General features: G+C 62.6%; 13 protein-coding genes. 7 read left to right on the top strand and 6 right to left on the bottom strand.

The window, feature by feature from the left end:
• The first annotated feature begins 378 nt into the window (after nucleotides 1-378).
• A complete protein-coding gene (locus LOY22_RS17420; RefSeq protein WP_093381002.1) occupies nucleotides 379-846 on the top strand; it encodes a DUF1289 domain-containing protein in 468 nt (155 codons plus the stop codon).
• A 49-nt stretch (nucleotides 847-895) separates the two neighbouring features.
• On the opposite strand, the gene LOY22_RS17415 is transcribed toward LOY22_RS17420, so the two are convergent.
• The gene (locus LOY22_RS17415) at nucleotides 896-1,759 is read right to left on the bottom strand and encodes a universal stress protein (protein WP_258594196.1); all 864 of its coding nucleotides are present in this window, start codon (nucleotides 1,757-1,759) and stop codon (nucleotides 896-898) included.
• Nucleotides 1,760-1,917: 158 nt separating this feature from the next.
• On the opposite strand from LOY22_RS17415, the gene LOY22_RS17410 reads away from it, so the two are divergent.
• The 4 genes from LOY22_RS17410 (at nucleotide 1,918) to LOY22_RS17395 (ending at nucleotide 5,923) form a co-directional block, all read left to right on the top strand.
• Nucleotides 1,918-2,523, top strand: a complete 606-nt coding sequence (locus LOY22_RS17410) for a tRNA-(ms[2]io[6]A)-hydroxylase (RefSeq protein WP_213603782.1) — start codon at nucleotides 1,918-1,920, stop codon at nucleotides 2,521-2,523.
• 161 nt (nucleotides 2,524-2,684) lie between these two features.
• A complete protein-coding gene (locus LOY22_RS17405; protein WP_093381004.1) occupies nucleotides 2,685-3,158 on the top strand; it encodes a MarR family winged helix-turn-helix transcriptional regulator in 474 nt (157 codons plus the stop codon).
• Between the two features lie 39 nt (nucleotides 3,159-3,197).
• Nucleotides 3,198-4,394: an HlyD family efflux transporter periplasmic adaptor subunit gene (locus tag LOY22_RS17400; RefSeq protein ID WP_258594194.1), complete on the top strand. Its 1,197-nt coding sequence runs from the start codon at nucleotides 3,198-3,200 to the stop codon at nucleotides 4,392-4,394.
• Nucleotides 4,391-5,923 (top strand): DHA2 family efflux MFS transporter permease subunit, encoded by a 1,533-nt coding sequence (locus tag LOY22_RS17395; protein ID WP_045194704.1) that lies wholly within the window; start codon nucleotides 4,391-4,393, stop codon nucleotides 5,921-5,923. The genes LOY22_RS17400 and LOY22_RS17395 overlap by 4 nt, the downstream gene beginning before the upstream one ends.
• A 63-nt stretch (nucleotides 5,924-5,986) precedes the next feature.
• Here the strand turns inward: LOY22_RS17395 and lpxH are convergent, their stop codons facing one another.
• Both lpxH and LOY22_RS17385 read right to left on the bottom strand, forming a co-directional pair.
• Nucleotides 5,987-6,709, bottom strand: coding sequence for a UDP-2,3-diacylglucosamine diphosphatase (gene lpxH / locus LOY22_RS17390; protein WP_045194702.1), 723 nt, complete (start codon nucleotides 6,707-6,709; stop codon nucleotides 5,987-5,989).
• Nucleotides 6,706-7,209 carry a peptidylprolyl isomerase gene (locus tag LOY22_RS17385; RefSeq protein ID WP_045194699.1) on the bottom strand — a complete coding sequence of 168 codons (504 nt, stop codon included), beginning with the start codon at nucleotides 7,207-7,209 and terminating at the stop codon, nucleotides 6,706-6,708. Before LOY22_RS17385 ends, lpxH begins: the two co-directional genes overlap by 4 nt.
• A 216-nt stretch (nucleotides 7,210-7,425) precedes the next feature.
• Between LOY22_RS17385 and LOY22_RS17380 the strand changes: the two genes are divergently transcribed.
• Nucleotides 7,426-9,129, top strand: a complete 1,704-nt coding sequence (locus tag LOY22_RS17380) for a glutamine--tRNA ligase/YqeY domain fusion protein (protein ID WP_258594192.1) — start codon at nucleotides 7,426-7,428, stop codon at nucleotides 9,127-9,129.
• Between the two features lie 9 nt (nucleotides 9,130-9,138).
• A complete protein-coding gene (gene cysS, locus LOY22_RS17375; RefSeq protein ID WP_045194695.1) occupies nucleotides 9,139-10,521 on the top strand; it encodes a cysteine--tRNA ligase in 1,383 nt (460 codons plus the stop codon).
• A gap of 55 nt (nucleotides 10,522-10,576) precedes the next feature.
• On the opposite strand, the gene LOY22_RS17370 is transcribed toward cysS, so the two are convergent.
• From LOY22_RS17370 to LOY22_RS17360, 3 genes are all read right to left on the bottom strand, one after another.
• Nucleotides 10,577-11,965 carry a HAMP domain-containing sensor histidine kinase gene (locus tag LOY22_RS17370; RefSeq protein ID WP_045194693.1) on the bottom strand — a complete coding sequence of 463 codons (1,389 nt, stop codon included), beginning with the start codon at nucleotides 11,963-11,965 and terminating at the stop codon, nucleotides 10,577-10,579.
• Nucleotides 11,943-12,623, bottom strand: a complete 681-nt coding sequence (locus LOY22_RS17365) for a response regulator transcription factor (protein WP_045194691.1) — start codon at nucleotides 12,621-12,623, stop codon at nucleotides 11,943-11,945. Before LOY22_RS17365 ends, LOY22_RS17370 begins: the two co-directional genes overlap by 23 nt.
• A gap of 200 nt (nucleotides 12,624-12,823) precedes the next feature.
• Nucleotides 12,824-13,843: a branched-chain amino acid aminotransferase gene (locus LOY22_RS17360; protein WP_093381010.1), complete on the bottom strand. Its 1,020-nt coding sequence runs from the start codon at nucleotides 13,841-13,843 to the stop codon at nucleotides 12,824-12,826.
• Between the last annotated feature and the right edge of the window lie 66 nt (nucleotides 13,844-13,909).

Genomic DNA, 13,909 nt, shown 5'->3' with positions numbered 1-13,909 from the left:
TGGGTGTCCGGGACGCTCATCCAGAAATTCCGGCAGCCATGCGCAATACGGCTTCTTGGGCCGCGTAGCCAGGGTTGCAGGAAATCCTTACAGAAGCTGCTTTCAAAGTTTTACGCCTGTAGAACGGAGGCTGATGAGGGCTGGCGCGGGACATGCGCGAAGCGAATATCCCGGGCCAACGCCGTTCTACCGGATGAACTGTGCTCGTGACGCTTTGAAAACAGCTTCTAACGGACATTGCTGCCTTAAAAAGGCCGGATGATTCTACGGTAAAAAGTCGATGAAGGTAAGGCGCGCTGGATGACTTTAGCGGGTGACCCTCGTTAGACAAAGGGCTAACATGGCAGCCTGTTCCACCGCCAAGCTGTCGGTTTTTTCATGTCCAATCAGTCAATTAAAACGCCTTGCGTCGGCCTCTGTTCCACGGTTTACGGGGACTTGGTGTGCCGTGGCTGCAAGCGTTTTCACCATGAAGTGATCAACTGGAACGGCTACAACGAAGATGAGAAGCGTGCGGTGTGGCTGCGCCTGGAGCAATTGCTGGTGCAGGTCATGGTGGCCAAACTTGAAGTCTTTGATGCCACGCGCCTGCGCCAGCAACTGGAGCTGCGCAAGGTCCGCTTCGTAGCGCATCAGTCTGAATATTGCTGGGCTTATCAACTGATTGCCCGCGGCGCACGGGTGATCCGTGAGCTGGAGGCTTACGGCATGGTGCTGCTGCCGGAGTTTCGCGACTGGGAATTGCCCGAGCTGCGCGATGCCATTGATCGGGAATTCTTCCTGCTGTCGGAGGCCCATTACCAGCGCTATATCGCGCCAGGCTTTCTCAAGGATGCCTTGGGGTAGGTGGTCAAGCCTGCTCCTGTAGGAGCGGGCTTGACCCGCGATGAGGCCCTCAGCCCCTGGCCAGTTCCGTCAGCTGCACCTTCACATCCTCGGTCTTGAGCACCAGCACATCACACTCCAGCGCATCGAGCACCACTTCCGCGGTGTTGCCGATCAGCGCCCCGGAAATCCCGGTACGGGCCACGGTGCCAATCACCGTCACCGCCGCTTCGTACTTTTTCGCCGTATAGGGAATCAGCACATCCGCCGGCCCTTCGGCAACATGCAGGCGCTCATTGCTGATATCGAACTCGGCCTGGAACGCTGCGCATTCCTCGCGGTACTTGCGCTCGATGGTGTCTTTGAGCTGATACACCGGGTCTGCCGCTGACAGCATCGGCGACGGGTGGGCACTGATTACATGCAGCTCGCCCTTGGCCAGGCTTGCGATCGCGTAGCCGTGATCGATGATGCTGGTGTGCAGCAGGCGATGGGCCTCGTCGTGGTTGCCGACATCCACCGCGGCGAGGATCACCCCGCCGGTCCAGGGCCGCTCGCTCTTGACCATCAGCACCGCGCACGGGCACTGGCGCAGCAGCTTCCAGTCGCTGGGGGTGAGCAGGGCGCGCTTGAGCGGGTTGTCCGGGCGATGCTCCTTGATCACCAGCTCGCAGCCTTCGGCCTGCTGCACACTGACGATCGACTCGTGCAAGGTGTCGTGCCAGGCCTGCTCATGGGTTACGTTGTTGTAGCCGTCATCATGCAGCTGGCTGGCCAGCAGGCTGAGCAGGGCGCTGTGGTCGTGTTTCTTGTCGCACATCAGCAAGTGCAGGCGCGCGCCGGTGACCCCGGCGATCAGTTTGGCCCGGGTCAGCGCCCGGCTGTGAGCGTGATCGGGATCCAGTACCACCAGGATGCTGCGTACTTCTTGCATGAGCGTGAACTCCCTTCATAAATGGCGGCCAATGCCTGACTATAGTCGGCGCCAACTGCACCGGGCGTTGATATGTATCAAGCATAGTTCACTGGTGATCGGCGCTGCTGCCGGTATAATCGCCGGTCTTGCCGTTTGCCCTGCCTGTTTGTGAGCCTATGTCCCTTATCCCTGAAATCGAAGCCTTCCTTGGTTGCCGTACCCCTGATGCCTGGGTCCAGGCGGCGCTCGCCGACCAGGAAACCCTGCTGATCGATCACAAGAACTGCGAGTTCAAGGCCGCCAGCACCGCCCTGAGCCTGATGGCCAAGTACAACACGCACCTGGACCTGATCAACATGATGTCGCGCCTGGCCCGCGAAGAGCTGGTGCACCATGAGCAGGTACTGCGCCTGATGAAGCGGCGCAAGATCGCCCTGCGGCCGTTGTCGGCCGGGCGCTATGCCTCGGGCCTGCGCCGGGTGGTGCGCACCCACGAGCCGGTGAAGCTGGTCGACACCCTGGTGGTCGGCGCCTTTATCGAGGCGCGCAGTTGCGAGCGCTTTGCCGCCCTGGTGCCGCACCTGGATGAAGAGCTGGGCAAGTTCTATCACGGCCTGCTCAACAGCGAAGCGCGGCATTATCAGGGTTACCTCAAGCTTGCCCATCAGTACGGCGATGGCGCAGATATCGAGCGGGTGGTGGAGAAGGTCAGGGCGGTCGAGGCCGACCTGATCAGCAGCCCGGATGAAGAGTTCCGTTTTCATAGCGGCGTGCCGGTCTGATTAATCACTTCTTTTGAATGCCTGATCGCGGTGCGGCGACCCGACTTGCCCCGCGATTGCCTTCTATCGACAAAATAATAAGCTAGCTAATTAATGCCTTGACGTTAGCTGCCTAAGCAGTAACATTATGTAACTTACTGCCTAAGCAGGTATCTGTGTCCATGCAGCACTACACCCCGGAAAACTTCCAGAACTGCACCCTCGGCATGCTTCTGGGCCGCACCGCGCTGGTCAAGGACCGCATCATCGACAGCCACATGCAGCCTTACGGCGTGACTGCCGCGCAGTTCAAGGTGCTGATCATCGTCGCCCAATACGGCGTCGACACCCCGGCCGAGCTGTGCCGCTACCTGTCGGTTGACAGCGGTTCGATGACGCGCATGCTCGACCGCCTCGAACAGAAAGACCTGATCATCCGCCGCCGTTGCCCGGACGACCGTCGGCAGATTCGCCTGGGTCTGAGCGAAGAAGGCCAGAAGCTCGCCGACCTGCTGCCACAGATCGGCGCTGCGGCGATGAACGAGCTGGTCGGTGTGCTCGAGCCCAGTGAGCTGGCCACCCTCGAAGCGATCCTGAGCAAGGTGCTGCTGGCCGCCGGCGACACCCTGACGGCCATGCGCCTGGGCGCCAAGTAAGCGCCCATTTCACCCATTCACTCAGCCAAGGTATTAGCAATGGCCACTACTTCTTCTGCGCACGACACCACGCAGGACCTCAACAACCAGCGCAAGCGCAAGACCTGGCTGTTGGCCCTGGCGTTGCTGATCGTCGTCGCCGGCGCTGGCGTCTGGGCCTGGCACGAGCTTTACGGGCGCTGGAGCGAAGAGACCGACGATGCCTATGTCAACGGCAACGTAGTGGAGATCACCCCGCTGGTCACCGGCACTGTGGTCAGCATCGGCGCGGACGATGGCGACCTGGTCCACGAAGGCCAGATGCTGCTCGAATTCGACCCCAGCGACGCCGAGGTCGGCCTGCAGGCTGCCGAGGCCAATCTGGCGCGTGCGGTGCGCCAGGTGCGTGGCCTGTACAGCAACGTCGATGGCAAGAAGGCCCAGGTGGCTTCGCGCCAGGCCGAGCTGAAAAAAGCGCAGGAGAACTTCAACCGGCGACAAACCCTGGCCGCCGGTGGGGCGATCTCCAAAGAAGAGCTGTCCCATGCCCGCGACGACCTGTCTTCGGCGCAAAGCGCCTTGAATGATGCAAAACAGCAGCTCAACACCACAGCGGCGCTGGTCGATGACACCGTAGTGTCGTCGCACCCCGAGGTGATGGCCGCGGCCGCCGAGCTGCGCCAGGCCTACCTCAACAACGCCCGCACCACCCTGGTGGCGCCGGTCACCGGCTACGTTGCCAAGCGCACCGTGCAGCTTGGCCAGCGCCTGCAACCGGGCACTGCGACCATGGCGGTGATCCCCCTCGACCAGCTGTGGATCGACGCCAACTTCAAGGAAACCCAACTGCGCAACATGCGCATCGGCCAGCCGGTCGACATCGTTGCCGACCTGTACGGCAGCGACGTCAAGTACAGCGGCACCATCGACAGCCTCGGCGCCGGCACTGGCAGCGCCTTTGCCCTGTTGCCGGCGCAGAACGCCACCGGCAACTGGATCAAGATCGTCCAGCGGGTGCCGGTGCGTATTCATATCAATGCCGAGCAACTGGCCAAGCATCCGCTGCGGATCGGCCTGTCGACCCAGGTCGAGGTCGATCTGCATGACCAGAGCGGCCCGGTGCTGGCCCAGCAGCCGCCGCAGAAGGCCTCGTTCGCCACCCAGGTGTACGACCGTCAACTGGTCGAGGCTGATCGCCTGATCACCAGGCTGATCCATGACAACAGTGCCGGTTCCAGCAAGACGGCGCAGCGATGAGCGCCAATCAGGCTTCCTTTACCCCGCCAAGCCTGTTGCTGACCACCATCGGCCTGTCACTGGCGACCTTCATGCAGGTGCTCGACACCACCATCGCCAACGTGGCATTGCCGACTATTTCCGGCAACCTCGGCGTCAGTTCGGAGCAGGGCACCTGGGTCATTACCTCGTTTGCGGTGAGCAACGCCATTGCCTTGCCGCTGACCGGCTGGCTGAGCCGGCGCTTCGGTGAGGTCAAGCTGTTCATCTGGGCCACGCTGCTGTTCGTGCTGGCTTCGTTCCTTTGCGGCATTGCCCAGTCGATGCCCGAGCTGGTCGGCTTTCGCGTGCTCCAGGGCATCGTTGCCGGGCCGCTGTATCCGATGACCCAGACCCTGCTGATCGCAGTCTATCCGCCGGCCAAGCGCGGCATGGCCCTGGCGTTATTGGCCATGGTCACGGTGGTGGCGCCGATTGCCGGGCCGATTCTCGGCGGCTGGATCACCGACAGCTACAGCTGGCCGTGGATCTTCTTCATCAACGTGCCGATCGGCCTGTTCGCCGCCGCCGTGGTGCGCCAGCAGATGCGCACGCGCCCGGTCAGCACCAGCCGCCAGCCGATGGACTACATTGGCCTGCTGAGCCTGATCATCGGCGTCGGCGCCTTGCAGATCGTGCTCGACAAGGGCAATGACCTGGATTGGTTCGAGTCGAATTTCATCGTCATCGGCAGCCTGATCTCGGTGGTGTTCCTGGCGGTGTTCATCATCTGGGAGCTGACCGACAAGCACCCGGTGGTCAACCTGCGGCTGTTCGTGCACCGCAACTTTCGCATCGGCACCATCGTGCTGGTCGGCGGCTATGCCGGCTTCTTCGGCATCAACCTGATCCTACCGCAGTGGCTGCAGACGCAGATGGGCTACACCGCCACCTGGGCAGGCCTGGCGGTGGCGCCGATCGGCCTGTTGCCGGTGCTGATGTCGCCGTTTGTCGGCAAGTACGCGCACAAGTTTGACCTGCGGGTGCTGGCGGGGCTGGCGTTCCTGGCGATTGGCGCCAGTTGCTTCATGCGTGCCGGCTTTACCAACGAAGTCGACTTCCAGCACATCGCCCTGGTGCAATTGTTCATGGGGATCGGCGTGGCGCTGTTCTTCATGCCGACCTTGAGCATCCTGCTCTCCGACCTGCCGCCGCACCAGATCGCCGACGGCTCGGGGCTGGCGACCTTCCTGCGGACCCTGGGCGGCAGTTTTGCCGCGTCGCTGACCACCTGGATCTGGATTCGCCGGGCAGACCAGCACCATGCCTACCTGAGCGAGAGCATCAGCAACTACGAGCCTGCGACCCGCGAGGCGTTGAACCAGCTGGGCGGGGCGAGCGGGCAGTCGTATGCGCAGCTGGAGCGGATGCTCAGCAGTCAGGCGTACATGATGTCGACGGTGGATTACTTCACCCTGATGGGCTGGATTTTCGCAGGCTTGATATTACTGGTGTGGCTGGCCAAGCCGCCGTTTGCGGCCAAGGCCGGGCCGGCGTCGGCGGGGCACTGATAATCGCGGGGCAAGCCCGCTCCTACCAGGAATGTAGGAGCGGGCTTGCCCCGCAATCAGTCTTCAGGGAAAAGCAAAAGGCTGCAGTTGAAACCCTTGCTCGTCCACCTCCAGCGCCCAGCCTTGGCGGTCCCAATCGCCCAGCACGATACGCCGCGCCGGTTGATCGCCGACCACCAGCTTGTGAATCGCCGGCCGATGGGTGTGGCCATGCACCAGGGTGCGCACACCGTATTGCTGCATGATCCGCGGCACTTCCTCGGCGGTCACGTCGACAATGTCGTTGGCCTTCATCCGCGTCTGTGCCCGGCTTTCGCTACGCAGCTTGCGTGCAAGCTTCTGCCGGGTGCTCAGCGGCAGATGCCGAAGAATCCACAGGCTCAACGGGTTGCGCAGGTAACGGCGCATCTTCATGTAGGCCAGGTCGCGGGTGCACAGGCTGTCGCCGTGCATCAGCAACACCGGCTCGCCGCCCATCTCGACCACGCTCGGGTCGGCCAGCAGGGTGCAGCCAGCGGCCTTGCAAAAGGCCTGGCCGAGCAGGAAGTCGCGGTTGCCGTGCATCACAAAGACCTGCGTGCCGCTGTCGCTCAAGGCGCGCAGGGCCTGGCAGATCGAGGTCTGGAAGGGCGTCATGGCGTCGTCGCCGATCCATGCCTCGAAAAAATCGCCAAGGATGTACAGCGCCTCGGCGTGCCGCGCACGACCGTCGAGCAGATCAACAAACGCCCGGGTAATGTCCGGGCGTTCTTCTTGCAGGTGCAGATCAGAGATCAGCAGTATCACTCAATGATCTCGGCTTTCTCGATGATCACGTCGTCCTTCGGCACGTCCTGGTGACCGGACTTGGAACCGGTGGCGACTTTCTCGATGGCGTCGACAACCTCGGTACCTTCGGTCACTTTGCCGAATACCGCGTAACCCCAGCCCTGCACGTTCTTGCCGCTGTGGTTGAGGAAGTCGTTGTTCGAGGCGTTGATGAAGAACTGCGCCGAGGCCGAATGCGGCTCCATGGTGCGAGCCATGGCGATGGTGTACTTGTCGTTCTTCAGGCCGTTGTCAGCTTCGTTCTGGATGCTGGCACGCTTGTCACGCTTCTCGTTCATGCCTGGCTCAAAACCGCCGCCCTGGATCATGAAACCCTTGATCACACGGTGGAATACGGTGTTGCTGTAGTGGCCAGCGTTAACGTATTCGATGAAGTTGGCCACGGTGATCGGGGCTTTCTCGGCGTTCAGCTCGATGACGATGTCACCGTGGTTGGTAGTCAGTTTGACTTTGGACATGCTTGAAACTCGCTCTGTTCGGGGGTTTTGCGGTGGTGTAGCTTCAAGCTTCAAGTGGCAAGCTGCAAGAAAAAGCGCACTGCGTTCGTCTTGGAACGTGTTGCTTGTAGCTTGAAGCTGCTATTTGACCTGTCGGCAGCTCGACCGCTTCGGCTATGATAAGCGCTTTGATTCAGTCGGCCTACCCAGGCCGTGCACCCCGTATTCAAGGATCCTATGAGCAAGCCCACTGCCGACACCGCTCCCAACGCCGCTGCCAAAGGCGCTCCCGCCATCCCTGCGAACTTCCTGCGTCCGATCGTGCAGGCAGACCTGGACTCGGGCAAGCACAGCAGCATCGTCACCCGTTTCCCGCCAGAGCCCAACGGTTACCTGCACATCGGCCATGCCAAGTCGATCTGCGTGAACTTCGGCCTGGCCCAGGAATTCGGTGGGGCCTGTCACCTGCGTTTCGATGACACCAACCCGGCCAAAGAGGACCAGGAGTACATCGACGCGATCCAGAGCGACATCAAGTGGCTGGGCTTCGAGTGGACCGGCCCGGTGCGCTACGCTTCGCAATATTTCGACCAGTTGCACGACTGGGCGGTCGAGCTGATCAAGGCCGGCAAGGCCTACGTCTGCGACCTGACCCCGGAGCAGGCCAAGGAATACCGTGGCAACCTGACCACCCCTGGCCAGAACAGCCCGTTCCGCGAGCGCTCGGTTGCAGACAACCTCGACCTGTTCGCGCGCATGAAAGCCGGTGAGTTCAAGGATGGCGAGCGCGTGCTGCGGGCCAAGATCGACATGGCCTCGCCGAACATGAACCTGCGCGACCCGATCCTCTACCGCATTCGTCATGCCCATCACCACCAGACCGGTGATGCCTGGTGCATCTACCCCAACTACGACTTCACCCACGGTCAGTCGGATGCCATCGAAGGCATCACCCACTCGATCTGCACCCTCGAGTTCGAAGGCCATCGCCCGCTCTACGAGTGGTTCCTCGACAACCTGCCGGTGCCGGCCAAGCCGCGCCAGTACGAGTTCAGCCGCCTGAACCTGAACTACACCATCACCAGCAAGCGCAAGCTCAAGCAACTGGTCGATGAGCAGCACGTCAACGGCTGGGACGACCCGCGCATGTCGACCCTGTCGGGTTTCCGCCGTCGCGGCTACACCCCGGCGTCGATCCGCAACTTCTGCGAAATGGTCGGTACCAACCGCTCCGACGGCGTGGTCGACATGTCGATGCTCGAATTCAGCATCCGTGACGACCTTGACCGCACCGCGCCACGCGCCATGTGCGTGCTGCGCCCGCTGAAAGTGGTCATTACCAATTACCGGGAAGGCCAGGTCGAGAACCTCGAACTGCCGCGCCACCCCAAAGAAGACATGGGCGTGCGCGCACTGCCATTCGCCCGCGAAATCTACATCGACCGCGACGACTTCATGGAAGAGCCGCCCAAGGGCTACAAGCGCCTGGAGCCGGCCGGTGAAGTGCGCCTGCGCGGCAGCTACGTGATCCGCGCCGACGAGGCGATCAAGGACGCTGACGGCAACATCGTCGAGCTGCGCTGCTCGTACGACCCCGACACCCTGGGCAAAAACCCTGAAGGCCGCAAGGTCAAGGGCGTGATCCACTGGGTGCCGGCCGCGGCCAGCGTCGAATGCGAAGTACGCCTGTACGACCGCCTGTTCCGCTCGGCCAACCCCGAGAAGACCGAAGATGGCGGCAACTTCCTTGACAACATCAATCCTGATTCGCTGCAGGTGCTGACGGGTTGTCGTGCGGAACCTTCCCTGGGCCAGGCCCAGCCAGAAGACCGCTTCCAGTTCGAGCGCGAAGGCTACTTCTGCGCCGACCTGAAAGACTCCCAGCCGGGTCGCCCGGTGTTCAACCGCACCGTGACCCTGCGCGATTCGTGGGGCAGCTAAGGAACTCTCGTGCTTACCATCTACAACACGCTCAGCAAGACCAAGGAAGTCTTCAAACCGCTTGAAGGCAACAAGGTGCGGATGTACGTCTGCGGCATGACCGTCTACGACTTCTGCCACCTGGGCCACGGGCGCAGCATGGTCGCCTTCGACCTGGTGACCCGCTGGCTGCGTTACAGCGGCTACGACCTGACCTATGTGCGCAACATTACCGACATCGATGACAAGATCATCAACCGGGCCAACGAAAACGGCGAAAGCTTCGACGCCCTGACCGCCCGCATGATCGACGCGATGCACGAAGACGAGCGCCGCCTGAACATCCTGCCGCCGGACCAGGAGCCGCGTGCCACCGACCATATCGCCGGCATGCACGCGATGATCCAGACCCTGATCGACAAGGGCTATGCCTACGCGCCGGGCAACGGCGACGTGTACTACCGGGTCGGCAAGTTCGTCGGCTACGGCAAGCTGTCGCGCAAGAAGATCGAAGACCTGCGCATCGGCGCCCGCATCGAGGTCGACGAAGCCAAGCAGGACCCGCTCGACTTCGTCCTCTGGAAGGGCGTCAAGCCCGGCGAGCCGAGCTGGGAATCGCCCTGGGGCGCGGGCCGTCCGGGCTGGCACATCGAGTGCTCGGTGATGTCCACCTGCTGCCTGGGCGAGAGCTTCGACATCCACGGTGGTGGCAACGACCTGGAGTTCCCGCACCACGAGAACGAAATCGCCCAGAGCGAGGCCGCCACCGGCAAGCAATACGCCAATTCGTGGATGCACTGCGGCATGATTCGCATCAATGGCGAGAAGATGTCCAAGTCCTTGAACAACTTCTTCACCATTCGCGACGTGCTCGACAAGTATCACCCGGAGGTGGTGCGCTACCTGCTGGTGTCGAGCCACTACCGCAGCTCGATCAACTACTCCGAAGACAGCCTGCGCGAGTCCAAGGGTGCCCTCGAGCGCTTCTACCACGCCCTGCGCGGCTTGCCACGGGTGGCGGCTGCAGGTGGCGAGGAGTACGTCGAGCGCTTCACCGCGGCGATGAACGACGACTTCGGCACCCCTGAAGCCTGCGCCGTGCTGTTCGACCTGGTGCGCGAGATCAACCGCCTGCGCGAGAACGATCCACAGGCCGCTGCCGGCCTGGCCGGTCGCCTGCGCGAACTGGGTGATCTGCTCGGTGTGCTGCAACTGGACGCCGATGACTTCCTGCGTGCCGGCGCCGAAGGCAAGGTCGATGCTGCCGAGGTTGAAGCCTTGATCCAGGCGCGCCTGCAAGCGCGTGCCGACAAGAACTGGGCCGAATCCGACCGCATCCGCGACCAGCTGACCGCCATGGGCGTGGTGCTGGAAGACGGCAAGGGCGGCACCACCTGGCGCCTGGCTGACTAAGCAATCGCGGGGCAAGCCGCTCCTTGTAGGAGCGGGCTTGCCCCGCGATGAGGCCCTAACTGACTACACCCGTCCTGCAGTGCAACACCAGTTTCGCCCCACCCAGCTCACTCTCGCCGACCTCCAGTTCAAAGCCATGCAGGTCAACGATCGCCGCCACAATCGACAGGCCCAGCCCGAACCCCGGGTGACGCTGGCCTTCCTCACTGCGATAAAAGCGCTTCAACACCGCCCCACGCTCGTCCACGGGAATCCCCGGGCCGCTGTCGTGCACCTCGATATGCAAGCCCTTGGCATCGCTCAACGCGCGCATCAGCACCTGGCCCTGGGCCGGGGTGAACTTGATCGCGTTGCCGACCAGGTTGGCCAGCGCCTCGAACAGCAACTCGCGATCACCGTGCAGCGCCGGCAATTGTTCGGGCATTTCCAGCGTTAGTCCAATCTCGCCGTCTTCGGCCAGCGGCAGGTAGAAGTCGTGCAGCTCCTGCAGCAGCCCGTGCGGGTCAAGCTCGACAAACCCGGCGCGGCGCTGGCGGTCTTCCAGCTCGCTGATGCGCAGCAACCCGCGAAAGCGCGCCATCAGCGTGTCGGTTTCGCCAATCGCCTGTTCCAGTGCTTCGGCCTGCGGCGAATCATCGCCGGCCTGCTGGCGGATGCGGTAGAGCTGGGCGCGCAGGCGGGTCAGCGGGGTGCGCAGGTCGTGGGCGATGTTGTCACAGACGCCTTTGACTTCATGCATCAGGCGCTCGATGCGGTCGAGCATGGCGTTGACGATGGCCGCCAGCATGTCCAGCTCGTCGCGCCGCGCCGACAACGGCAGGCGGCGGGTCAGGTCGCCGGAAACAATCTGCTCGGCGCTGGCCTGGATCGCGCGGATACGCTTGAGCGGCCTGCGCCGCAGCAGGTACCAGCCGGCGATGCCGGGAATGATGGTCAGCGACAGGCCCCAGAGCAGGGCGTGGAGGATGATCCGGGTGACCACGAACAGCGAGCCGTTGTCGCGCACCAGCACCAGCCAGCGGCCATCGCGGACCTTGATCGCCACTGCATCGCAGCTGTCACGGGGCAGGTGCGGGTCGTCGGCGTCCAGGCAGCGGCTCAGTTCATGGATCTTGCCGTCCAGGCCGAGCTCGGGCGGGATCTGGCGAACCTGCCCGCCGAGCGCATTGAACTGCGCGTCGAACAGCCCATAGGCATCAAAACTGCGCTCTTCGAAGGCCTGGCTGGCAATCAGCGCATCATCGAGCTGCTTGCCGCTCATGTGCGCGAACAGGTGCTGGCGCTGCAGCAGGGAGTGGCGGGTGAGCTTGTTCAGGTAGCCTGATACCTCGAAGTACAGCACCCCCATGAGGATGCTGCTCCAGGCCACGAACAGAAAACTGTACAGCGCCAGCAGGCGGCTGGTGGACGAGCTCCAGCCCTTAGACGGGTTCGGCAATGGCATAGCCCGAGCCCCGCACGGTGCGAATCAGCGGCGTCTGGCCGGCGGCGTCGATCTTCTTGCGCAAGCGTCCGATGTGCACGTCGATCAGGTTGGTGCCCGGGTCGAAGTGATAGCCCCAGACTTCCTCGAAAATCATCATCCGGGTAATCACCTGGCCAGCGTGACGCATGAGAAATTCCAGCAGCTTGTACTCGGTGGGCAGCAGGTTGAGGGTCTGCTCGCCGCGCTTGGCCTCGTGGCTGATCAAATCCAGCTCAAGGTCGGCAACCTGCAGGCGGGTCTGCGCCAGCGGCACGCTGTTGCGGCGCAACAGCACCTCGACGCGGGCGGCCATTTCATCGGAGGCGAACGGCTTGGTCAGGTAGTCATCACCGCCGGCGCGCAGGCCACGGACCCGTTCGTCGACATCCGAAAGGGCGCTGATCATCAGGATCGGCGTGGCGATCTTCAGGGTGCGCAGGGTGGTGACGATGGTCAGGCCGTCGACTTCCGGCAGCATCCGGTCCAGGGTGATCAGGTCGTAGCCACCGGCAATCGCCTTGGCCAGGCCTTCACGGCCGTTGTCGGCCCAATCCACTTCCAGGCCATGGCTGGAAAGTTCGGCGACGATCTCCTGGGCGGTGACAGCGTCGTCTTCGATAGTCAGTACGCGGGGCATGCTTTTACCTGGGCGGCGGGTAGAGACTTGATTGTGCCAAAGAATAGGCGGTGCCCGGGTTAAAGAAAAATTCATCTAGGGAGGAGAGCATCGCGGGTCAAGTCGGATCGCCGCACCGCCGCTCCCACAGGATTTGCGATCACCTGTGGGAGCGGGCTTGACCCGCGATCCGCTTTGGCCCGCGATGGCGGTTCAGCGCATCAGGCGACCTTGACGATCCAGCCCGCCGGGCCTTCGATGTCGCCGCTCTGGATACCGGTCAGCTCGTTGTAGAGCTTCTGGGTAACCGGGCCAACCTCGGTTTCGCTGTAGAACACGTGCAGCTTGTCGCCATACTGGATGCCGCCGATCGGGGTGATCACCGCAGCGGTGCCGCAAGCGCCGGCTTCGACGAAGCGGTCCAGGTTGTTGATCAGCACGTCGCCTTCGATGACCTTCAGGCCCAGGCGCGATTGCGCCAGTTCCATCAGCGACAGGCGGGTAATGCCCGGCAGCACGGAGGCTGACTTCGGCGTGATGAACTCGTTGTTGGCGGTGATGCCGAAGAAGTTGGCCGAGCCGACTTCCTCGATCTTGGTGTGGGTCAGCGGGTCAAGGTAGATGCAGTCGGCAAAGCCGGCTTGCTTGGCCTTGTAGCCCGGTTGCAGGCTGGCCGCGTAGTTGCCGCCGACCTTGGCAGCGCCGGTGCCTTGTGGCGCGGCGCGGTCGTAGTCGGAAATCAGGAACTTGTGCGGGGTCATGCCGCCCTTGAAGTACGAGCCGACCGGGATGGCGAAGATCGAGAAGATGAACTCCGGCGCGGTCCGCACGCCGATGTTGTCGCCCACGCCGATGACGAACGGACGCAGGTACAGCGCACCTTTGCCATACGGCGGAATGAAACGCTCGTTGGCCTTGACCACTTGCTTGCAGGCGTCGATGAACTGTTCGGTCGGCACCTGCGGCATCAGCAGGCGGTCGCAGCTGCGCTGCATGCGCAGGGCGTTCTGGTCCGGGCGGAACAGGTTGATCGAGCCGTCCTTGCAGCGGTAGGCCTTCATCCCCTCGAAGCATTGCTGGCCATAATGCAGCGCGGTCGAGCCTTCGCTGATGTGCAGCTGGTTGTCTTCGGTCAGGGTGCCCTTGTCCCACTCGCCGTTACGGAAATAGGACAGGTAGCGCTTGTCGGTCTTGATGTAGTCGAAGCCCAGCTTGTCCCAGTTAATGCTTTCGTTACTCATGGCACCCTCGATTCGGTTGCAGATGCCTGCTCAGGCAGGCGGTTCTTATTGCGCACTCGGCCACGA

Source organism: Pseudomonas sp. B21-035 (assembly GCF_024748945.1).
Classification (GTDB): Bacteria; Pseudomonadota; Gammaproteobacteria; order Pseudomonadales; family Pseudomonadaceae; genus Aquipseudomonas.
This window is presented reverse-complemented; position numbering and strand designations above follow the sequence as displayed.

Excerpts from the sequence above, each read along its gene's own strand:
- LOY22_RS17420 (WP_093381002.1), top strand. The coding sequence starts at position 379 with ATGTCCAATCAGTCAATTAAAACGCCTTGCGTCGGCCTCTGTTCCACG.
- LOY22_RS17415 (WP_258594196.1), bottom strand. The coding sequence starts at position 1,759 with ATGCAAGAAGTACGCAGCATCCTGGTGGTACTGGATCCCGATCACGCT.
- LOY22_RS17410 (WP_213603782.1), top strand. The coding sequence starts at position 1,918 with ATGTCCCTTATCCCTGAAATCGAAGCCTTCCTTGGTTGCCGTACCCCT.
- LOY22_RS17405 (WP_093381004.1), top strand. The coding sequence starts at position 2,685 with ATGCAGCACTACACCCCGGAAAACTTCCAGAACTGCACCCTCGGCATG.
- LOY22_RS17400 (WP_258594194.1), top strand. The coding sequence starts at position 3,198 with ATGGCCACTACTTCTTCTGCGCACGACACCACGCAGGACCTCAACAAC.
- LOY22_RS17395 (WP_045194704.1), top strand. The coding sequence starts at position 4,391 with ATGAGCGCCAATCAGGCTTCCTTTACCCCGCCAAGCCTGTTGCTGACC.
- LOY22_RS17385 (WP_045194699.1), bottom strand. The coding sequence starts at position 7,209 with ATGTCCAAAGTCAAACTGACTACCAACCACGGTGACATCGTCATCGAG.
- LOY22_RS17380 (WP_258594192.1), top strand. The coding sequence starts at position 7,426 with ATGAGCAAGCCCACTGCCGACACCGCTCCCAACGCCGCTGCCAAAGGC.
- LOY22_RS17370 (WP_045194693.1), bottom strand. The coding sequence starts at position 11,965 with ATGCCATTGCCGAACCCGTCTAAGGGCTGGAGCTCGTCCACCAGCCGC.
- LOY22_RS17365 (WP_045194691.1), bottom strand. The coding sequence starts at position 12,623 with ATGCCCCGCGTACTGACTATCGAAGACGACGCTGTCACCGCCCAGGAG.
- LOY22_RS17360 (WP_093381010.1), bottom strand. The coding sequence starts at position 13,843 with ATGAGTAACGAAAGCATTAACTGGGACAAGCTGGGCTTCGACTACATC.